This is a genomic window from Streptomyces chengmaiensis, from assembly GCF_029846775.1.
Taxonomy (GTDB): domain Bacteria; phylum Actinomycetota; class Actinomycetes; order Streptomycetales; family Streptomycetaceae; genus Streptomyces; species Streptomyces chengmaiensis.
Genome location: NZ_JARWBG010000022.1, coordinates 152,560 through 172,518, shown reverse-complemented (window position 1 = coordinate 172,518; position 19,959 = coordinate 152,560). Strand labels below are relative to the sequence as shown.

The window sequence follows — 19,959 nt, the reverse complement described above, 5'->3', positions numbered from 1 at the left end:
ATGCATGCGATCACGATTCCCCAACCCGGCGGTCCCGAGGCGCTGATCTGGGCGGAGGTGCCCGATCCGGCGCCAGGCGAGGGCGAGGTGCTTGTCGATGTCGCCGCGAGTGCGGTGAACCGGGCGGATCTGCTGCAACGGCAGGGGTACTACGACCCGCCGCCCGGCGCCTCCCCTTACCCCGGCCTTGAGTGTTCCGGCCGGATCGAGGCCGTCGGGCCCGGGGTGTCCGGGTGGGCGGTCGGCGATGAGGTGTGCGCGCTGCTGACGGGCGGCGGCTATGCGGAGAAGGTCGCCGTGCCGGCGGGGCAGCTGCTGCCGGTGCCGCAGGGCATGGACCTGGTGACGGCGGCGGCGCTGCCGGAGGTCACCGCGACGGTGTGGTCCAACGTGTTCATGATCGCGCATTTGCGGCCGGGTGAGACGCTGCTGGTGCACGGTGGTGCGAGCGGCATCGGCACGATGGCCGTCCAACTGGCCAAGGCGGTGGGCGCGCGCGTCGCGGTGACGGCGGGCGGGCCCGAGAAGCTGGCGCGGTGCGCGGAGCTGGGCGCGGACGTTCTGATCGACTACCGGGAGCAGGACTTCGTCGCGGAGCTCCGCAAGGCGACGGACGGGGCCGGGGCGGATGTGATCCTCGACATCGTCGGTGCGAAGTATCTGGACCGGAATGTGAAGGCGCTGGCGGTCAACGGGCGGTTGGCGGTGATCGGCCTTCAGGGCGGGGTCAAGGGCGAGCTGAACCTGGGCGCGCTGCTGAGGAAGCGGGGGGCGATCACGGCGACGTCCTTGCGGGGGCGGCCGCTGGGGGAGAAGGCGGCGATCGTGGCGGCGGTGCGGGAGCATGTGTGGCCGCTGATCGAGGCGGGGCGCGTGCGGGCGGTGGTGGACCGCGCCGTGCGATTGCGGGACGCGGGAGAGGGGCACCGGGTGCTGGACTCCGGTGAGCATGTGGGCAAGGTGCTGCTGGTGGCGGAGTAGACGGGGCTGCCCCGCAGCCCCCGGATGCAGTGGTCTTCCCCCGGGGGTGGGCGGGGCCGGGAGGGGCCGGGTGCGTGTGGTCCCTCCCGGCAGGGGTCAGAGGTACGGGCCCGAGCGGGCCGAGGTGTGGGGGTGGGGTTCGTCGTCCTCGTGGTGGACGCCCGGGGGGAGCGCGCGGCGCATCTGTTCCAGTTGGGCGCGGGCGGCCATCTGCTGGGCGAACAGCGTGGTCTGGATCCCGTGGAAGAGGCCCTCCAGCCAGCCCACCAACTGGGCCTGCGCGATGCGCAGTTCCGCCTCGGTGGGGACCGTGCCCTCGGTGAAGGGAAGGGAGAGGCGTTCGAGCTCCTCGACCAGCTCGGGGGCGAGGCCGTCCTCCAGCTCCTTGATGGAGCCGGCGTGGATCGCCTTCAGACGGGCCCGGCTGGCTTCGTCCAGAGGAGCCGCGCGGACTTCCTCGAGCAGCTGCTTGATCATGCTGCCGATGCGCATGACCTTCGCAGGCTGCTCGACCATGTCCGTGACCGGGATCTCGCGGGACTCGTCATCGGTGTCGCCGCCGCCGAGCGCCATGCCGTCCTGGCCCACTACCAGGACGTGCGGACTCTCCTGCGACCGTTCATTCCTCGGCATCTCCATGCCGCCATTCTCTCGCACCAGCATGTCTGCACACGGTGTGCCCCCGGAAGAGAGTGATCCACCCTCCTCCGGGGGCGTACAGGGCCCTCAGGCAGTCTCGCGGCGGGCGAGTGCGCCGCGCGAGCGGGTGACCAGCGCGGCCAGCAGGGCCGCGCCCACCGGGACGGCGACCAGGAGTGCCGCCAGCGTCGCCCAGGGGATGACGACCGGCACATGCGGATCCGAGGCGAGACCGCCCCAGCCGTTGTCCAGCGCCTCCTGGTACCACTTGAGCTGCTCGCGCCGCTCGGTGAGCCGCAGCCCGATCGCCGGCAGCACACCGGCTGCCGATCCGAGCAGCACACCCATCGCCGCCACCACGCCGCACTGGAAGCCGCTGAGCGTCCGCCGCACCCGCGGGGGCGCCCCGACCGCCGCGAGCGTCTTCAGATCGGCCTCCGCGTCGGCCTGCGCAAGACCGGTCGCGATGCCCGCCGCGCCGATGGTGATCAGTCCGGCGAAGACGGTCAGCGCCAGCAGGATGATGCTGTTCTCGCTGGTGTAGCCCTCCTCGATATGGAGCATCACCGACGATCCGGTCTTGTCGAGCTCGCCCTCCAGCCGCTGGCGCTGCTCGGTGCTCGGCAGCGAGTCGGTGGAGTAGTACGCACCCAGCGGCAAGGTCGTGAGCCCGGCCGCCTTGGCCGCAGCAGGCGGCACGATCACCGACAGGCCGTAGGCGTCGACGTCGTCCGCCGTCCGATGGACACGGAACGACTTGATCTCGCCCGGCGCCTCCCTGCCCTCGTCGAACGCCTTGCCCGCGGCCTCCGTGTCCGTGATCAGCTTGATCCGGACCGTCCCGTCCTCGTCCGTCCCGTCGTCGGTTCCGTCCCTGCCGTCGGTTCCGTCCTTGCCGTCGTCGTTCCCGCCGTCGCCGTTCTTGTCGATGTAGCGCTTGTCGAAGACCACGGCCTGTCCGCCCGCCAGCGCCTTCGCCGCCGCCGGGTCGTCGATCTCCAGCACCTTCAGCAGCGACGCGTCGGCGACCACCACGCCGTCGGGGACGTACACGCCCCGTCCGCCCGACTGCTGGCAGCGCCAGTCCTCGGCGAGCTTGCGGCGCTCCTCCTTGCTGAACCGTTCCGCGGGATCGCCGTCCGGGTTCGCCGGGTCGGTCGCCCACAACGGACACCTGTTCTGCGGGGGCACGACGACCTCATAGCTGCCGCAGCCGTCGGACCCGCCCCACACCGAGCAGTTGGCGCTCCCGACCGAGATCCGGTCCATGTCCGCCCGTACCTCGACGGGCAGCAGCTTCTGCACGGTGGAGCGCACGGCGGGCACGTCACGCGCCGAACCCGCCTCGCCCATGATCACCGACACCGCGCCGTACGGCAGCTGCGCCTTGTACTCGGCACGCTGCTGGGCGTCGCTGCTCGCCGCGTATGTGGCCACGGCGACCGTGCCCGCGACGGCGGCCAGCACCGCCGCGACGGCGGGCGCGGTGCGGCCCCGGTTGCGCACCGCGTCCCGCAGCGCCAGCCGCGGCGAGAGCGGCAGCAGCCGCCCCGTGCGCCCGAACAAGCCCACCAGGGCGGGCGTCATGGCGACGACGCCCAGCTCGGCGAGGGCGCTGCCGCCCGCCACGATGGCGAACTGGTCTGAGAAGACCGAGCCGTACAGCGCGATCGCCGCGCCCAGCACCGTTGCCAGCAGGCCGATCACCGGCAGTACCCGACTGCTCCTGCGTACGCCGCGCCGGCCGGTGAGTGAGGCGAGCACCGTCTGCCGGGACGAGGTGACAGCCGGCACGATCGCGGCCAGCAGGCCCGTGAGCACGGCCAGCAGCCCGATGCCCAGCAGCTCCAGCGGACGGATGTCGAAGTGGCCGAAGCGCCGGCCGATGTACTCCTCCAGAACCGGCCGCAGCGCATACGTCAGCGCCAGCCCGAGGGCCGTGCCGACGACCGCCGCGGCGACGCCGATGACCAGACCGCCGGACAAGACGACGGCCCGGATATGGCGGCGTTCACCGCCGTTGGCGCCCACCAGACCCAGCTGGCGGCGCGAGCGCCGCGCGCCGACCGCGAAGGCGGGGCCGGCGAGCAGGCAGATCTCCAGCATTGCCAGACCGACGACCGTGCCGATCGCGGCGAGAGCGGCGGCCTTGGCGCTCGCGCTCATGCCGAAGTCGCCCCAGTTGTTCTTCTGGTAGAACGGCACGTCCGACTTGGCCGGGGGATCGAGGTCGACGACCCGCGAATGGACCACCACGCCCTTGGTGTTGGTTTCCTTGACCATGTTCCACGTGAAACCGCCCGGCAGGCTCACCAGATAGGTGGCCTCGGCCCCCGTGCCGGGCAGGCCGTCCGCCTTCAGCGCCTTGTCGAGCGGGGCAAGAAGGGCGCCGGGAAGGGCGTTGACCTGGTCGGACTTCAGCGAGTCGGAGAGCTCGTACGACCCCACGACCGTGTACTCGCGGTCAAATCCGCGTGCCCTCAGCGTCGAACCGACCTGCAGACCGCTGGAGGCGAGGAAGTGCGTGGTCGCCGCGACCTCGGTGCCGTCGGCCGGGAAGCGGCCGCTGACCAGTGTCAGCATGCCCTTCGCCATCGGGTCGGCGGCCTTCAACTCCCGTATCTCGGTGTGCAGCAGACCGTGCTCGGTACGCAGCTTCGCCGAACCGGTGGCGTCCTTCAGGGTCTTGGCACCCTGGGGCGCCGCCTTGGTGACATCGGTGCTGCCTTCCGGGTACGGCTTGTCCTCGAAGTCGTCGGCGGGCGTGTAGTTTTCCCCGTTGGGCGTCTGAAGGACGGGGACGCCGCCGTAACCGGGGTCGGTCAGCCGGGCGTCTGCCGCGCCCAGGGAGCGCTCCAGCTTCTGCTCCGTGGACAGTTCGGCGCTGCGCAGTGTCAGATCGGCCGCGCTCACCCCGAGGATGGGCAGGGCGATCATCGCCAGGACGAGGAAGCTGCGCCCCTTGGAGCGCCAGGCGTCGCGGCGGGCGATGCGGATCGCGGCGCGCCAGGAGTGGTACCAGGTGATCACAGTTCGGCCGCCTGGCCCGTCAGCAGGGAGTCCGCCTGGCTGCGCACCGTCTGGTCGACGACCGCGCCGTCGCGCAGGAAGACAACGCGGTCCGCCCAGGCCGCGAAGCGCGGCTCATGGGTGACGAGGATGCCGGCGGCGCCCGCGTCGCAGCGGGAGCGGAGCAGGGCGAGCACCGACTCCCCGGTCTCGGAGTCCAGGGCTCCGGTGGGCTCGTCGGCGAGGACCAGCCGACGGTCGCCGACGAGGGCGCGGGCGATCGCCACCCGCTGCTGCTGGCCGCCGGACATCTCGTCCGGGAAGCGGTCGGCGAGATGCCCGAGCTCCATCTCCTCCAGCGCGGTCACCGCCTCTCCGCGTGCCTTGCGCGCGGAGACGCCGTCGAGTTCGCGCGGCAGCGCGACGTTCTCGGCCGCGGTCAGGGCCGGTATCAGGTTGTAGTCCTGGAAGACATAGCCGATGCTGCGGCGGCGCAGCGCGGCGAGCGTCTTGCGGTCGGCGGTGGTGATGTCGGTGTCCTCGACGACGACCCGTCCGGACGTGGGGGTGTCGAGGCCGCCCGCGATCGTCAGCAGCGTGGACTTTCCGGACCCCGACGGGCCCATGACCGCGACGAGTTCCCCGGGGAAGACGTCGAGGTCGACGCCTCGCAGAGCGTGCACCTCGGTGGCCCCGCTGCCGTGGACACGGCTCAGCTGCTGAAGCCTCAGCACGGGTCGCTGTTGTCCCTGTGATGTGTGTGGCGACTGTGTGGACATGGAAGGGCCCCCCTTGGGCGGTTGCGTATGGATGCACGGGGGCGCGCCCGGTCAGATGGCGCGCGTGTGCATGAGCGGTGGTACGGAGGACAGGGCCGGCGGTGCGGAAGATGTGACCGGCCCCGGTGTCACGAGGAGCGGGCCGGATGCGCGGGGCCGGTGTTCCGGCGGGGCTGCGATGCGCCGTGGGCGGATGATGCGCCTTGGACAGAGGGCGCGTCGCGGATGGGCGGTGCGCCGTGCACAGGCGGTGCGCCCGGCCCCGCCGCCGCGGAAAGGCGGATGAGCCGGGCCTCACAGTGGTCGAGCCAGCGCGCCTCGGCCTCGGTCTGGAAGATCAGCTGTTCCAGCACCAGCAGCCAGGCCACATCGTCCCGTTCCTTCGGGCCCCCGCCCTCGACGGCGGCCAGGGCCTGCGCCTTGAGACGGGTGTAGTCCTGCATCGCCTTCACCGTGTGGCGGCGCTGGGACTGGATGACATCACGGATGTCCACCCCCGGTGCGCCGACGGCCATGGCGAGTTTGATGGCCAGTTCGTCACGGGGCGGGCTGCTGCGGTCCACGGGCGTCTCGAACCAGCTCTTCAGCTCTGTGCGCCCCGCGTCAGTGATCGCGTAGAGCGCGTGCCCCGCGGCGTCCTCGCCGTCCTGGGCGACCATGCCGTCGCGTTCCAGGCGGTTGAGGGTCGTATAGACCTGCCCCACGTTGAGCGGCCAGGTGGCGCCGGTGCGGGACTCGAACTCCGTACGGAGCTGAGAGCCGTATCGGGGGCCCCGTTCAAGCAGGGCGAGAAGACCGTGGCGGATGGACATACTCAGTATGTATACCGGGTATGCCGACGTGGGCCAACCGACCTGAGACGGATGGCGTGGGTAGGCCCTGAGGCGGACGGACCGCCCTGCGGAGGACGGTCGGCCGGGCAGCGGCGCGGGCGCGGGCGCGACCGAGGGGTTGAAGCGAAGCGGACCGGGGAGTCAGCGGCGGCGCAGTCGCAGGCCCAGAAAGCCCAGCCCGAGCCCCATGAGCGTCATTCCGGCCCCCAGGGACAGGGGAGAGATCCGGTGCGGCTCGCCCTCGGCGAGGGGGCGGTCGTCACGGTTGCGGGCGTCCGCCGGACCGGTGAGGCTCGCTGCCGGCGGGAGGGGGACGACGGCGCTGCCCTCGCCGTCCGGGGGCGGGTACGTCTCCTCGCCGCCGGGCGTCATCGCCTCCCCGGGAGGGGGCCTGTGCCCATCCGGACGCCTGAAGTCCCCCTGCAGCCGGGAGTCCGAGCCGGTGTCGCGGCCCTGAGTCTGCGTGCCGGCCGTGGGCGCGACGCCGCCCGACGCCGTGGGGGCGGGTGCGGTGGCGGAGCCGGAGGCGGCCGGGGTGCCGTCCGTGCCGTCCGGGCTCGGCGATGCGGGTGTGCTCTGGCTCTCGGGCGGGCGGGGGCTGCGGCTCCCCGGCCGCCGTCCGGGCCGGGGCCGTCCCTCCCCCGCCTGCCGCCCCGCGAAGGACGAAGAAGCGGTCGGCGCCGCGCCGTCGGTCGGTTCGTCCGCTGCAGCCGGCGCCGGCGCCGGCGCCGGCGCCGGCGCCGGCGCCGGCGCCGGAGTCGGAGTCGGGGCGGCTGCGGCGGAGGAAGGCGCGGCGGCCGCGGCGGAGGAAGGCGGGGGGGCCGCGGTGTACTCCGGCGGCGAGGCGGCGAGGGTCAGCGCCGCCGTGGCCGCGGCGGTGACCACGCACCGAGTGCCGAGCCGCCTGGGTGTCACCGGGTGACCCTCCCGTGCCGAGCCGCCGAGTTCCGCTTGGTGAACTCAGCGTCACATGCCGTGACGTATCCGGCATCTCGGACATGCTGCACTTTTGGGGTGTGGTGCTTGTTTCAGGTCAGGCGGGGCATTCGCTTCGGGCGCGGGCCCGCCCCGGCGTGAGCAAGGTCGGACGGGGCCCGGTCGGACAGGGTCCCGCCCAGCGAAGCCGGTGGAGCGCCGGCTTGGTCGGGTGTCGGCACGGTGGAGCGCCGGCCCAGCGAAGCCGGCGGCCCCGTCGGGCGTCGACCCGGTCGAGCGCAGGCCCCCTGGGTCGTCGGCCCACTGGGGTGTCAGCCCGTTGGAGCGCCGGCCCCGTCGGCCGCCGACCCGGTCGAGCGCATGCTCAGTCGGCCGGGTTGCCCGTGGAGACCTCGAGGGTGAAGGTCGCGTTGTCCTCGGAGATATCGGTGTCGGCCAGCGGGAACTGGGAGATCACGATGTCCTCGCCCCACTGGGCGTTGTCGACGCGCCTCTCGTTGATCTTCCAGCCCTGGGTCTGGGCGCACTCCTTGACCGAGAGGATGTCCTTATAGACAAAGTCGGGCGCCTGCACCTTTGAGGGGTCGTACGAGCTCTCCCGCGCGTCCGAGCACTCGGTCTTCTTGATCGTCCGGTGCCGCTCCGGGGCCTTGTACCCGGCCTTCTCAGACTCGCCGGCGCTTGCGCTCGTCTCGCCGCCGCCCTGGTCGCCCGTGCCGTCGTCCTTGTTGAACGCGACCGCTGCGACCACACCGCCGACTGTGAGCAGCGCCACGGCGATCGCCCCCACGATGACCGGCATGTTCCGCCGCCCGCCGCCGCTGCCGCCGCCCGCGGGGGCCGGCTGGGGCGCGATCGTGTACGGGGGCGGGGTCGCCGCGCCGTGCGGCTGCTGGTAGCCGGGGGCGGGCGTGTGCGCGGGCGAGGCGTTCTGCGGATAGCCGTAGTGCGGCTGCGGCTGTGGCTGGGCCTGCGGCTGGGCCTGGGGCGCGGGGGTCCCGTAGGCGCCCTGCGGGGCCGGGGCCGGGGCCGGGGCCGGTCCCGGGGCCGGCGTCGGTCCAGGCGTCGGCACGGACGACGGTCCCGGCTGGTAGGGCGTCTGCACGCTCTGCGGGCCGGGGGCCGGGGCCGACTGGTCCAGCGGGGGGAAGACTGCGGAGCCGACTCCGGCGCCGCTGTTCGCCGGGCCGCCCGCGACGATCGCCGGTGCGCCGGTCTGCCCGGCGCTCGCGACGCGGGCGCACTCGTCGCGCATCGCCGCGGCGCTGGGGAAGCGCTCGTTCGGGTTCTTTTTGAGCGCGCGCGCCACCAGGGCGTCCATCGCCGGGGTGAGAGAGCGGTTGATGCTGGACGGAGCCACCGGCTCCTCCTGCACATGTGCGTACGCGATCGCCAGCGGCGAGTCCGCGTTGAAGGGCAGCCGCCCGGTCAGCAGCTGGAAGAGCATGATGCCGACCGAGTAGAGGTCGGAGCGCGCGTCGACGCCGCGGCCGAGGGCCTGCTCGGGCGACAGGTACTGCGGGGTGCCGACGACCATGCCCGTCTGCGTCATCGAGGTGACGCCGGACTGCATGGCGCGGGCGATGCCAAAGTCCATCACCTTGACCACGCCGCGCTTGGTCATCATCACATTGCCGGGCTTGATGTCCCGGTGGACCAGGCCCATTTCATGACTGGTCTCCAGCGCGGCCAGCACGTCGGCGGTCACCTTCAGGGCCTTGTCGGCCGGCATCGCGCCGTACTGCCGGATGTCGTCCTGGAGTACGGAGCCGAGGGGCTTGCCCTCCACGTACTCCATGACGATGTACGGCATCGGCGTGCCGTCGCCCGCGGCGGAGCCGCCGATGGACACGGTGTCCTCGCCGGTGTCGAAGACGGACACGATGTTGGTGTGCGACAGCTTCGCGACGGCCTGCGCCTCGCGGCGGAAGCGCTCGCGGAAGGACTGTTCACGCCCCAGTTCCGTATGGAGCGTCTTGATGGCGACCTGGCGGTCGAGGGCGGAGTCGTAGGCGAGATACACGGACGCCATGCCGCCCTCGCCGAGGAGATCGCGCAGCTGATAGCGGCCGCCCGCGACGGAACCGCCCGCATGGCGGCCCTGTGCGCCGTCCTGGCTCATGACTTGCTTCCCCCTCGATACGCAGCCCAAGGCCCGCCCTGCCGGGGCGCGGCGACCGCGATGATGTACGGGGCCAGTCTGCCCGAGGGGTCCGACACGTCAAGCCGAGCGCCCGTTCCGTGACCGTACGCACAAGAAGCGTCTCGGAAGCGTTACAGGAACCGCATGGTTTCGCGGTATCAGGCATGGGTGGATCCTCTGGAATCCGCTTCGTCGCGCGGAGGCTGTAGCGTGACGTGGCACAGCACCCTGAGATACGACGGCGAGGACTGATGGCACCCGAACCCGAAGCAGGCGGCGGCGGAGTGCCGGATGCGGCGGACTCCTGGGGCATCGACGGACTGGTCGGCGACGGCCGCTACCGCCTGACGCACCGCCTGGGCCGTGGTGGCATGGCCGAGGTGTTCGCCGCGGAGGACGTACGGCTCGGCCGCACCGTCGCGGTGAAGCTGCTGCGCGCGGACCTTGCGGAGGACCCGGTCTCCAAGGCCCGCTTCACACGCGAGGCGCAGTCGGTCGCGGGCCTCAACCACCATGCGGTGGTCGCGGTGTACGACTCCGGCGAGGACGCCGTGGGCGGGCATACCGTCCCCTACATCGTGATGGAGCTCGTCGAGGGGCGCACCATCCGCGATCTGTTGGTCAGCGCGGAGGCGCCGCCGCCGGAGCAGGCGCTCATCATCGTGTCCGGGGTGCTGGAGGCGCTGGCGTACTCGCACCAGCACGGCATCGTGCACCGGGACATCAAGCCGGCGAACGTCATCATCACCAACTCCGGTGCGGTGAAGGTGATGGACTTTGGCATCGCGCGCGCCCTGCACGGCGCGCAGGCGACGATGACGCAGACCGGCATGGTGATGGGCACGCCTCAGTACCTGTCGCCCGAGCAGGCGCTCGGCAAGGCGGTCGACCACCGCTCGGACCTGTACGCCACGGGCTGTCTGCTGTACGAACTTCTGGCGCTGCGGCCGCCGTTCACCGGTGAGACGCCGCTGTCGGTGGTGTACCAGCATGTGCAGGACATGCCGGTGCCGCCGTCGCAAGCGCTGCATTCCGTGCCGCCGGAGCTGGACGGGCTGGTGATGCGCTCCCTGGCGAAGGATCCGGACGACCGGTTCCAGAGCGCCGAGGAGATGCGGGGCCTGGTGCAGTACGCCCTGCAGATGCTGCAGGAGCAGGGCGGCCACAGCGGGATGTGGAACACCGGTCCCGTCGCGCTGCCCGACGCCGGTCCGGCGGGCGGGCTCGCCGCGGCGACCCCGGCGACGGGGACGACCGGCGCGACGGCCGTGATGGGCCCTGCCGGGCAGGGGCGCCTCGGGCACGGGGACACCTCGCAGGGGCCGATCCTGCCGCCGATGAACCTGGACGACGGGGGATACGGCGGCTACGACGACGGATACGGCGGCAACCGGCCCGGCGGCCGGGGCGGCCGCGGCAAGGTGATGCTGTTCGCGGCGCTCGCGGTGATCGCGATCGTGGCCGGGGTGGCGTTCGCGCTGGACCGCGCCGGAGGCGAGGCGGACGGTACGACGGACAGCCCGTCGGTCTCCGAGTCGCCGTCGCAGTCCGACAAGACCTCGCTGACGCCGAGCGAGGAGGAGAGCGAGCCGGACGAGCAGGAGCAGCCGGACACCTCGTCCGGCCAGAACCAGGAGCCGCCGCGCCGGCCGTCCTACACGCCCTCGTACACCCCGTCGTTCACCCCCTCGCACCCGACCGGCGACCCCACGAACACCCCCTCGACGCCCCCGACCGGCGATCCGACGGGCGACCCCACGAACACCCCCTCGACGCCCCCGACCGGCGATCCGACGGGCGACCCGGACCCGGGCGGCCCGGGAGGGCCCACGTCGGGGGCCGACGGGGGCGCGACGTCGGGGAGCGACGGCGGCGAGGAAGGCGGCGAGTAGCCGACTCCCGGGGCTTCGCCCCCGAATCCCCTCCGGGGTGAGGTTGTTCGCGGGGGCTTCGCCCCCGCACCCCGGGAAGCGGCGGCTTCGCGCCGCGTGCGGGCCTCGTCCCTCTCCGGGGAGGGGCTGCCCCGTGGGTTTCGCCGCGGTCGGAGCCCCCGGGCTCACCCGGTGAGGCGGAGTCATGGGGCTGGCCCACGTCCGGCAAGTGGCGGTTGCACGCCGTCGAGAACGCCGTGCGGCTTCTCCGGGGGAGCCCGGATCGGCGCGGTCCGCGCCGGCCTCCGGGGTGTGTGGGCGGAGCCCGCAGCCATGGGGCGAGTGGGCGGGCGAGGCGGACGTCAGGTCGTGAACGCCTCGCGGACCGCGTCGTATTCGTGCGTCCACCACACCGCGAGCGCCGATGTCGCGGGGAACTGGGGGTCCGCCCTGCGGTCGTGGAGCTGGTAGCGCCAGCGGAGGATCCAGAAGTCGTTGAGGCGCTCCCACCACACGCGGTGCACGGCGGCGGCGAGTTCCGCCGGGTCCGCGCCCGTCGTGCGGCGGTAGGCGCGGGCATAGGCGCGGACCTTGGGGAGTTCGAGCTCGCCCGTGGGGCGGACGAAGAAGATCGCGGCGGCCCGGACCGCTTCCTCCGCCCGGGGATGGAACCCCAGCCGGTCCCAGTCGACGATCGCCGCGGGCTCGTGCCCGCGGTAGAGCAGGTTCAGCGGATGGAAGTCGCCGTGCACCCAGCCGCGCGCCGAACCCGGCGGCGGCCGCCGGTCGGCGTGGCGGCGCAGCAGGGCGCGCCGTTCGAGCAGCCGGTGTTCGGCGAGCGCGTCGAACGCTTCCTGTGGACGCGACCCCCGCACCAGCCCCAGCAGTTCGTCGATGAGCGCGAACGTCTCCTCGGGGTCCGCGCTCGCATGTTCGTATGTCCGCCCGCGCTGTTCGAGGTCGGGCGACATCACCCGTTCCAGACAGGTGTGCACCGCGCCAAGCAGCGCGCCGAGCCGCCGGGACTGCGCCGCGGTGAGCTGTGCGCCGTCCCGGTGCCGGCCGTCGACCCATGGGTGCAGGGCGTAGCAGCGGCCCTGGATGACCGCGACCGTGCGCCCTTGCGCGTCCTCTAGGGGCGGCGCGACCGGCACTCCGAGGGCCTGCAGCCGCTGGGTCGCCCGGTGCTGACGGTTGATCGCCTCCTGGTCGCCGTCGAGGTGGTGCTTGAGGAAGTACGCCCCGCGGGTCGTCGCGAGGCGGTAACCGCGGTTCAGCAGTCCCTGGGTGACGGGCTTGCAGGAGAGCGGCTCGCCCGGATTCTCGTAGCGGCGCAGCAGCGCGCCGACGGGAGGCGGAGCAGTAGCAGATGAGCGCGGCACCCGTCAGATGTTAGATCACCCGGCGTGGCGCAGTGGACGCTCTTCGTAAGGGGCCGGTGCGTGCACCGTGACGATCGGCGGCCCTGTCAGCCGCCTGTCCGCCGCCCGGTCCTCCGGCGCTTCCGTCGAGCCGGGCGATCCGTGTGGAAGTGCTGTTTGAGAGCAGTTCATGGACGCCGTGCCGGACCACTTCGTGGTCATCGAGCAGAAAAACGGTGATTTATCCTTCTTCGCGCACGGAAGGAGTCTCACACTCGGACTCTTCCCGTGCCCCGGGTGACCGGGATAACGTGCCGGTGTTCCGGCCACCTGCAAGGCTGTGACCAGTGATTGTTCCCGACTTTCTCGATTTACTTGGAAATCCAAGCAAAATCGCAGGTCAAGTGGGGTTTCGCAGGAATGCTGCACACTGGGTAACGTGCCTTTGCAGACCCGTGCCGGGGCACCTTCCACACCTGTTCCCGGCCGAGTCGCACCCACCCCGTGCACGGGTACGGACAACAGGGCGAGCCGCACTGGCCTACCCGGCGAACCCGGGGGCCGGACCGACGGAGGAGCACGCACGTGACCGTGGAGAGCACTGCCGCGCGCAAACCGCGACGCAGCGGCGCCGCTGGCAAGCGCACCGGCGCCGCCAAGAAGCAGCAGAGCCCGCAGGCATCCGAGCCCCAGCTCGTACAGCTGCTCACCCCCGAGGGGGAGCGGGTCGAGCACCCCGAGTACGACATCGAGCTCAGCGCTCAGGAGCTGCGCGGGCTGTACCGGGACATGGTTCTCACCCGCCGATTCGACGCCGAGGCCACCGCCCTGCAGCGCCAGGGCGAGCTGGGCCTGTGGGCCTCGCTGCTGGGCCAGGAGGCCGCCCAGATCGGCTCCGGCCGGGCCCTGCGCGACGACGACTATGTCTTCCCGACCTACCGCGAGCACGGCGTCGCCTGGTGCCGCGGGGTCGACCCGACCAATCTGCTCGGCATGTTCCGCGGCGTGAACCACGGCGGCTGGGACCCGAACACCAACAACTTCCAGCTCTACACGATCGTCATCGGCTCGCAGACTCTGCATGCGACGGGCTACGCGATGGGCGTGGCCAAGGACGGCGCGGACTCCGCGGTGATCGCGTACTTCGGCGACGGCGCGTCCAGCCAGGGCGACGTCGCGGAGGCGTTCACCTTCTCCGCCGTCTACAACGCCCCGGTGGTGTTCTTCTGCCAGAACAACCAGTGGGCGATCTCCGAGCCCACCGAGAAGCAGACCCGTGTGCCGCTCTACAGGCGGGCCGAGGGCTTCGGCTTCCCGGGCGTGCGCGTGGACGGCAATGACGTGCTGGCGTGTCTGGCGGTGACCCGCTGGGCGCTGGAGCGTGCACGCCGCGGCGAGGGCCCCACGCTGATCGAGGCGTTCACCTACCGGATGGGCGCGCACACCACCTCCGACGACCCGTCCCGGTACCGCCACGACGACGAGCGTCTGGCCTGGGAGGCGAAGGACCCGATCCAGCGGCTGCGCGCCCATCTGGAGGCGGCGGGCCACGCGGACGAGGCGTTCTTCACGGCCCTGGAGGAGGAGAGCGACACGCTCGCCAAGCGGGTGCGGGAGGCGGTGCGGGCGATGCCCGACCCCGACGACATGGCGATCTTCGAGAACGTCTACGCGGACGGGCACGCGCTCGTCGACGAGGAGCGGGCGCAGTTCGCGGCGTACCAGGCGTCGTTCGCCGAGGAGGGCAACTGATCATGGCGGTGCAGAAGCTTCCCCTCGCCAAGGCGCTCAACGAGTCGCTGCGCACGGCGCTGGAGAACGACCCCAAGGTCCTGATCATGGGTGAGGACGTCGGCAAGCTCGGCGGCGTCTTCCGGGTCACCGACGGACTGCAGAAGGACTTCGGCGAGGACCGGGTGATCGACACCCCGCTCGCTGAGTCCGGCATCGTCGGCACGGCGATCGGCCTCGCGCTGCGCGGCTACCGGCCGGTCTTGGAGATCCAGTTCGACGGGTTCGTCTTCCCGGCGTACGACCAGATCGTCACGCAGCTGGCCAAGATGCACGCCCGTGCGCTGGGCAAGATCAAGCTGCCGGTCGTGGTGCGCATTCCGTACGGCGGCGGCATCGGTGCGGTCGAGCACCACAGCGAGTCGCCCGAGGCGCTGTTCGCGCATGTCGCGGGGTTGAAGGTGGTCTCGCCGTCGACGTCCTCCGACGCGTACTGGATGCTCCAGCAGGCCATCCAGTCCGACGACCCGGTGGTCTTCTTCGAGCCGAAGCGGCGGTACTGGGACAAGGGCGAGGTGGATGTCGACGCCATCCCCGGCCCGCTGCACGCCGCACGCACGGCCCGCCCGGGCACGGATCTGACGCTGGCCGCGTACGGGCCGATGGTGAAGGTCTGCCTGGAGGCGGCGGCCGCCGCCGAGGAGGAGGGCAAGTCGGTCGAGGTGCTGGACCTGCGGTCGATGTCCCCGATCGACTTCGACGCGATCCAGAGGTCCGTGGAGAAGACGGGCCGGCTGGTCGTGGTCCACGAGGCGCCCGTCTTCTACGGCTCCGGCGCGGAGGTCGCCGCCCGGATCACCGAGCGGTGCTTCTACAGCCTGGAGTCGCCGGTGCTCAGGGTCGGCGGATTCCACGCCCCCTATCCGCCGGCACGGCTGGAGGAGGAGTACCTTCCGGGCCTCGACCGGGTGCTCGACGCCGTCGACCGCGCGCTGGCGTACTGAGGAGAACTGCTGTGATCCGCGAGTTCAAGATGCCCGACGTGGGTGAGGGACTGACCGAGGCCGAGATCCTCAAGTGGTACGTCCAGCCCGGTGACACCGTGACCGACGGGCAGGCCGTCTGCGAGGTGGAGACGGCGAAGGCGGCCGTGGAGCTGCCGATTCCGTATGACGGCGTGGTGCACGCGCTGCACTTCCCCGAGGGGGCCACGGTGGACGTGGGCGCCTCGATCATCGCCGTGGACGTCGCGGCGGGCGGCGGCGCGGCGGAGCCCGAGGCTCCGCACGCCGAACCGCAGGCCGCACCCGCACCCGAGCCGGAGCCGGAGCCGGAGCCTGAGCCCGAGGGCCGGCAGCCGGTCCTCGTCGGCTACGGCGTCGCCCGGTCGTCGACCAAGCGCCGTCCGCGCAAGCAGGCCGCAGCCGCCCAGGCCGCGGCCGCTCCGGGACCGGCGGCTCCCGCCACGGCGGCGCCCGCGGCCGCCGTGGCGGCGATCCAGACGGAGATGAACGGCCACGGTCCCGCGGCCGCGGTCCCCGCCCCGCGGCCGCTCGCCAAGCCGCCGGTGCGCAAGCTGGCCAAGGACCTGGGCGTGGATCTGACCCAGGTCACCCCGACCGGCCCGGACGGCATCATCACCCGCGAGGACGTGCACGCCGCCGTCGCACCGGTCCAGGCCCCGCCGGCCCACGTGACCCCGGCGGCCCCCGCCGCGCCCGCGCCGGAGCCCGAGGCCCCGGCGGCCCCCGCCGCGGTCCCGTCCGGCGCCCGGGAGACCCGCATCCCGATCAAGGGAGTACGGAAGGCCACGGCCGCGGCCATGGTCGGCTCGGCGTTCACCGCGCCGCACGTCACGGAGTTCGTCACGGTCGATGTGACGCGCACGATGAAGCTCGTCGAGGAGCTCAAGTCCGACAAGGACATGGCAGGGCTGCGGGTCAATCCGCTGCTGCTCATCGCCAAGGCGCTGCTGGTCGCGATCAAGCGCAACCCGGACGTCAACGCCTCCTGGCACGAGGCCGACCAGGAGATCGTGCGCAAGGAGTACGTGAACCTGGGCATCGCCGCGGCCACCCCGCGCGGTCTGATCGTGCCGAACGTCAAGGACGCGCACGCCATGACCCTGCCCCAGCTCGCCCAGGCCCTGGCGGAGCTGGTCGCCACCGCCCGAGAGGGCAAGACCACCCCGGCGGCCATGCAGGGCGGCACGGTCACCATCACCAACGTCGGCGTCTTCGGCGTCGACACGGGCACGCCCATCCTCAACCCGGGCGAGTCCGCGATCCTCGCGGTCGGCGCGATCAAGCCGCAGCCCTGGGTCCACAAGGGCAAGGTGAAACCCCGTCAGGTCACCACACTCGCCCTCTCCTTCGACCACCGCCTGGTCGACGGCGAACTGGGCTCCAAGGTCCTCGCCGACGTAGCGGCGATCCTGGAGCGCCCCAAGCGCCTGATCACCTGGGCCTGACGGATCTTTCGGCCCAGGTGTGCCGAGGGCCCGGACGCGACGGTGCGTCCGGGCCCTTCGCACTGCCGCCCGGGCCCTTCGCACTGCCGCCCGGGCCCTTCGCATTGCCGCCCGGGCGGCTCAGCGCACGCATGCCCAGCCGCAGCCCGAGCGTGAAGCCCAGGGAGAAGCGGCTGGAGCAGCCGTGCTCCTGCATCAGGCGCCGGACGCGGCGCTGGACGGTCCGCTTGCTGAGTGCCAGTTCGCGCGAGATGCGGTCGTCGCTCCAGCCCCGCACCAGCAGTTCGACGATGTGCCGACGTTCCGATGCCCCCTGCATCGTGGTCCCCTCCCTGGTCACACGTAACCCGGCCCCCTGAGGTCGCTTTCCGCGGCAGCGAGCCCACGGTAACCCCGGGCTCCGGCGGAATCCCAGCCGCGCCCCGGCCAACCGTTCGTAAACGGGAAGATGGCGGGAAGGCGACAGATACATCCGAAGTTCCTTCTGTACGCGACATCGCCACAACTAGCTTCCGAAGCGCAAAGGCGTTCCATCGAACATCCGCACGGCGAACGGTTCATGGAGGAGAGCACCTTGAAGCTTCGTTACGCAGTCGCGGCCGCTGCCGCGGGCATGGCCGCCGTCCTGGGCACCTCGCTTCCCGCGCAGGCGGCCGGCAACGGCGGCGGCGCCACACAGGCCGCGCCCGTGGGCGACGGCGCCCTGGCGGACTACACGCACTGCCGGTACGTCTACCGGGGCGGCGACCTGGCGGGCACGGCCTGCTTCCAGTCGTACGGCGACAAGTTCCTGATGAAGGACAACAAGGCCGACGGGCTGCGCGTCGTCGCCGAGTGGCGCACGGACTACGGCCGCTCCGGCGAGTGCCACTGGACGGGCACCGCCGACGGAGGCTGGGGCGAGTGCAACTACAACATGCGTGAGAGCGGCGATGTGAAGTTCCGGGTCGTCGTGCGCAACGGCGCGGACGGCGCCAACAAGGCGGCCGGCGCATGGAGCGGCTGGATGCCCATAGGCGGCTGAGGCCGGCCGGACCAGCGGCGGGGCCCGTCCGGATCGTGGACGGGCCCTGCTGATGCACACCACTTGTATCTATGCTGTGCGCATGCTGGCCGCCGCACGTTCCTCAGACCCGTCCCCCGCGTCTTCGTCCGCCGCGTCTTCGTCGTCCGCCTCTCAGCAGCCCGCCGCCGAACGCGTCTACCACCACGTCAAGGAAGCCGTGCTCGACCGCCGCTACGAGGGCGGGACGCTGCTCACCGAAGGCGAGCTGGCGCAGGCCGTCGGGGTGTCGCGTACGCCCGTGCGCGAGGCGCTGCTGAAGCTGGAGATGGAGGGACTGCTCAAGCTCTACCCCAAGAAGGGTGCGCTGGTCCTCGCCGTCTCCGCACAGGAGATCTCCGATGTGGTGGAGACCCGGCTGCTCGTCGAGGAGCACGCCGTGCGGAAGTGCGTGCCCGTGCCCGCACGGCTCGTCGCACGGCTGGAGGAGCTGATGGAGGAACAGCGGCGGCACGCGCGCGAAGGGGACCTGCGTGCGGTCGCCGTGGCCGACCGGTGCTTCCACGCGGAGATCGTCCGGCAGGCCGGCAACCAGATCCTGTCCCGGCTGTACGACCAGCTGCGCGACCGCCAGCTGCGGATGGGCGTCGCCGTCATGGAGGCCCACCCGGACCGCATCGCGAAGAGCATCGCGGAGCACGCCGAGATCCTTCGGGCGCTGCGGGCCGGGGACGCCGAGGGCGCCGCCCGCTGTGTGAGCGGCCACGTGGGACGGGTCCGCGACCTCGTCCGGGGTGAGGCCCGGTGAGCCAGGCCGCCTCCCCGGCGGGTTCAGGCCTGTCCGCAGACCCGCCCGGCGGCCGGCGCGCCGCAGCGGTATGGGGCATAGGCGTCGCCGTGTACTTCGTCGCCGTCACCTTCCGCACCAGCCTCGGCGTCGCCGGACTCGACGCCGCCGACCGCTTCCACGTCAACGCCTCCGCCCTGTCCGCCTTCTCGATACTCCAGCTGCTCGTCTACGCGGGCATGCAGATACCCGTCGGCCTGATGGTCGACCGGCTGGGCACCAAGAAGGTCCTCACCCTGGGCATCGTGCTCTTGACCGCAGGGCAGATCGGGTTCGCGCTCTCCCCCTCGTACGGAATGGCCCTCGCCTCCCGCGCGCTGCTCGGCTGCGGCGACGCCATGACCTTCATCAGCGTGCTGCGCCTGGGCGCCCGCTGGTTCCCGGCCCGCCGGGGGCCGCTGATCGGGCAGGTGGCCGCGCTCTTCGGCATGGCGGGCAACCTCGTCTCCACGATCGTCCTCGCCCGGATGCTGCACCATCTCGACTGGACGGCCACATTCGCGGGCAGCGCGCTCGCCGGGCTCGTCGTGCTGGCGCTGGTGCTGCTCTTCCTCAAGGACCACCCCGAAGGCCAGGAGCCGCCGCCCGTCCACCATGCCGGCGTCGCCTACGTACGGCGGCAGATCGCCGCGTCCTGGCGGGAGCCGGGCACCCGGCTCGGCCTGTGGGTGCACTTCACCACCCAGTTCCCCGCGATGGTGTTCCTGCTGCTGTGGGGCATGCCGTTCCTGGTCGAGGCGCAGGGTCTCAACCGCCAGACCGCGGGCGAGCTGCTCACCCTGGTGGTCCTGTCGAACATGGCCGTCGGCCTGGTCTACGGGCAGATCATCGCCCGCTGCCATGCCGCACGGACCCCGCTCGCCCTCGGCACGGTGGGTGCGACGGCCGCCCTGTGGGCCGCAGCCCTGTCCTGGCCCGGCGACCACGCACCCGTCTGGCTGCTCATCGCCCTGTGCACGGTGCTGGGCGCCTGCGGGCCCGCCTCGATGATCGGCTTCGACTTCGCCCGCCCCGCGAATCCGCCGGAGCGCCAGGGCACGGCGTCCGGCATCACGAACATGGGCGGCTTCATCGCCTCCATGACGACGCTGCTGGCCGTGGGCGTGCTGCTGGACGCCACCGGGGACGACTACCGGACCGCCTTCTCCTCCGTCTTCGTCCTCCAGGCGCTGGGCGTCTGGCAGATCCTGCGGCTGCGGGGGCGGGCGGTTCGGCGGGAGCGGGAGCGGTTGGTGGCGAGCCGGGTGGAGACGGTGCACGTACCCGCGTAGGCCGTCCCAGCGCGTCCTTCCCCCACCCCTCCCCCTACGCCCTGGGGCGTGGGGGTCTGGGGCGGAGCCCCCGCACGGGGTTCGG

Annotated in this window: 17 protein-coding genes; 9 read left to right on the top strand and 8 right to left on the bottom strand. The window is 72.1% G+C overall.

All coding sequences use genetic code 11. The features are described 5' to 3' along the window. The gene (locus tag QCN29_RS19905) at positions 1-981 is read left to right on the top strand and encodes an NAD(P)H-quinone oxidoreductase (RefSeq protein ID WP_279929710.1); all 981 of its coding nucleotides are present in this window, start codon (positions 1-3) and stop codon (positions 979-981) included. A gap of 96 nt (positions 982-1,077) precedes the next feature. Here the strand turns inward: QCN29_RS19905 and QCN29_RS19900 are convergent, their stop codons facing one another. The 5 genes from QCN29_RS19900 to QCN29_RS19880 form a co-directional block, all read right to left on the bottom strand. Further along, positions 1,078-1,620 (bottom strand): bacterial proteasome activator family protein, encoded by a 543-nt coding sequence (locus tag QCN29_RS19900; RefSeq protein WP_275674919.1) that lies wholly within the window; start codon positions 1,618-1,620, stop codon positions 1,078-1,080. Between the two features lie 87 nt (positions 1,621-1,707). Continuing rightward, complete coding sequence (locus QCN29_RS19895) at positions 1,708-4,650, bottom strand: ABC transporter permease (protein WP_279929709.1); 2,943 nt, start codon at positions 4,648-4,650, stop codon at positions 1,708-1,710. Then, the gene (locus QCN29_RS19890) at positions 4,647-5,408 is read right to left on the bottom strand and encodes an ABC transporter ATP-binding protein (protein ID WP_279929707.1); all 762 of its coding nucleotides are present in this window, start codon (positions 5,406-5,408) and stop codon (positions 4,647-4,649) included. Before QCN29_RS19890 ends, QCN29_RS19895 begins: the two co-directional genes overlap by 4 nt. A 128-nt stretch (positions 5,409-5,536) precedes the next feature. Beyond that, positions 5,537-6,220: a PadR family transcriptional regulator gene (locus tag QCN29_RS19885; protein WP_279929706.1), complete on the bottom strand. Its 684-nt coding sequence runs from the start codon at positions 6,218-6,220 to the stop codon at positions 5,537-5,539. Between the two features lie 162 nt (positions 6,221-6,382). Next, positions 6,383-6,613, bottom strand: coding sequence for a hypothetical protein (locus QCN29_RS19880; RefSeq protein WP_279929705.1), 231 nt, complete (start codon positions 6,611-6,613; stop codon positions 6,383-6,385). 100 nt (positions 6,614-6,713) lie between these two features. Here QCN29_RS19880 and QCN29_RS19875 point away from each other — a divergent pair, with 100 nt between their 5' ends. Next, positions 6,714-7,163, top strand: coding sequence for a hypothetical protein (locus QCN29_RS19875; RefSeq protein WP_279929703.1), 450 nt, complete (start codon positions 6,714-6,716; stop codon positions 7,161-7,163). Positions 7,164-7,541: 378 nt separating this feature from the next. Here the strand turns inward: QCN29_RS19875 and QCN29_RS19870 are convergent, their stop codons facing one another. Beyond that, the gene (locus QCN29_RS19870) at positions 7,542-9,299 is read right to left on the bottom strand and encodes a protein kinase domain-containing protein (protein ID WP_279929702.1); all 1,758 of its coding nucleotides are present in this window, start codon (positions 9,297-9,299) and stop codon (positions 7,542-7,544) included. Between the two features lie 272 nt (positions 9,300-9,571). On the opposite strand from QCN29_RS19870, the gene QCN29_RS19865 reads away from it, so the two are divergent. Beyond that, on the top strand, positions 9,572-11,212 hold the full coding sequence (locus QCN29_RS19865) for a protein kinase domain-containing protein (RefSeq protein WP_279929701.1): 1,641 nt from the start codon (positions 9,572-9,574) through the stop codon (positions 11,210-11,212). 341 nt (positions 11,213-11,553) lie between these two features. On the opposite strand, the gene QCN29_RS19860 is transcribed toward QCN29_RS19865, so the two are convergent. After that, on the bottom strand, positions 11,554-12,573 hold the full coding sequence (locus tag QCN29_RS19860) for a phosphotransferase (protein WP_279929700.1): 1,020 nt from the start codon (positions 12,571-12,573) through the stop codon (positions 11,554-11,556). Positions 12,574-13,137: 564 nt separating this feature from the next. On the opposite strand from QCN29_RS19860, the gene pdhA reads away from it, so the two are divergent. The 3 genes from pdhA to QCN29_RS19840 are packed head-to-tail and all read left to right on the top strand — an operon-like array spanning position 13,138 to position 16,753. Further along, positions 13,138-14,304 (top strand): pyruvate dehydrogenase (acetyl-transferring) E1 component subunit alpha, encoded by a 1,167-nt coding sequence (pdhA, locus tag QCN29_RS19850; protein WP_279929699.1) that lies wholly within the window; start codon positions 13,138-13,140, stop codon positions 14,302-14,304. Between the two features lie 2 nt (positions 14,305-14,306). Further along, entirely contained in the window at positions 14,307-15,287 is a 981-nt protein-coding gene (locus QCN29_RS19845) for an alpha-ketoacid dehydrogenase subunit beta (RefSeq protein ID WP_279929697.1), read from the top strand. Between the two features lie 29 nt (positions 15,288-15,316). Beyond that, positions 15,317-16,753, top strand: a complete 1,437-nt coding sequence (locus tag QCN29_RS19840; protein ID WP_279929749.1) for a dihydrolipoamide acetyltransferase family protein — start codon at positions 15,317-15,319, stop codon at positions 16,751-16,753. On the opposite strand, the gene QCN29_RS19835 is transcribed toward QCN29_RS19840, so the two are convergent. After that, positions 16,740-17,072, bottom strand: coding sequence for a helix-turn-helix domain-containing protein (locus QCN29_RS19835; RefSeq protein WP_279929696.1), 333 nt, complete (start codon positions 17,070-17,072; stop codon positions 16,740-16,742). The two genes, QCN29_RS19840 and QCN29_RS19835, sit on opposite strands and share 14 nt — an antisense overlap. Positions 17,073-17,327: 255 nt before the next feature. Here QCN29_RS19835 and QCN29_RS19830 point away from each other — a divergent pair, with 255 nt between their 5' ends. The 3 genes from QCN29_RS19830 (at position 17,328) to QCN29_RS19820 (ending at position 19,874) form a co-directional block, all read left to right on the top strand. Then, positions 17,328-17,777, top strand: a complete 450-nt coding sequence (locus QCN29_RS19830; RefSeq protein ID WP_279929695.1) for a hypothetical protein — start codon at positions 17,328-17,330, stop codon at positions 17,775-17,777. A gap of 82 nt (positions 17,778-17,859) precedes the next feature. Then, a complete protein-coding gene (locus tag QCN29_RS19825) occupies positions 17,860-18,564 on the top strand; it encodes a GntR family transcriptional regulator (RefSeq protein WP_279929694.1) in 705 nt (234 codons plus the stop codon). Next, a complete protein-coding gene (locus QCN29_RS19820) occupies positions 18,561-19,874 on the top strand; it encodes an MFS transporter (RefSeq protein WP_279929693.1) in 1,314 nt (437 codons plus the stop codon). Before QCN29_RS19825 ends, QCN29_RS19820 begins: the two co-directional genes overlap by 4 nt. Positions 19,875-19,959 lie beyond the last annotated feature (85 nt).

Bases quoted from the DNA above. Each gene is read 5' to 3' on its own strand.
- QCN29_RS19880 (WP_279929705.1), bottom strand. From the start codon at position 6,613: ATGACGCCCGGCGGCGAGGAGACGTACCCGCCCCCGGACGGCGAGGGC.
- QCN29_RS19835 (WP_279929696.1), bottom strand. From the start codon at position 17,072: ATGCAGGGGGCATCGGAACGTCGGCACATCGTCGAACTGCTGGTGCGG.
- QCN29_RS19890 (WP_279929707.1), bottom strand. From the start codon at position 5,408: ATGTCCACACAGTCGCCACACACATCACAGGGACAACAGCGACCCGTG.
- QCN29_RS19870 (WP_279929702.1), bottom strand. From the start codon at position 9,299: ATGAGCCAGGACGGCGCACAGGGCCGCCATGCGGGCGGTTCCGTCGCG.
- QCN29_RS19845 (WP_279929697.1), top strand. From the start codon at position 14,307: ATGGCGGTGCAGAAGCTTCCCCTCGCCAAGGCGCTCAACGAGTCGCTG.
- QCN29_RS19840 (WP_279929749.1), top strand. From the start codon at position 15,317: ATGCCCGACGTGGGTGAGGGACTGACCGAGGCCGAGATCCTCAAGTGG.
- QCN29_RS19885 (WP_279929706.1), bottom strand. From the start codon at position 6,220: ATGTCCATCCGCCACGGTCTTCTCGCCCTGCTTGAACGGGGCCCCCGA.
- QCN29_RS19905 (WP_279929710.1), top strand. From the start codon at position 1: ATGCATGCGATCACGATTCCCCAACCCGGCGGTCCCGAGGCGCTGATC.
- QCN29_RS19900 (WP_275674919.1), bottom strand. From the start codon at position 1,620: ATGGAGATGCCGAGGAATGAACGGTCGCAGGAGAGTCCGCACGTCCTG.
- QCN29_RS19825 (WP_279929694.1), top strand. From the start codon at position 17,860: ATGCTGGCCGCCGCACGTTCCTCAGACCCGTCCCCCGCGTCTTCGTCC.
- QCN29_RS19865 (WP_279929701.1), top strand. From the start codon at position 9,572: ATGGCACCCGAACCCGAAGCAGGCGGCGGCGGAGTGCCGGATGCGGCG.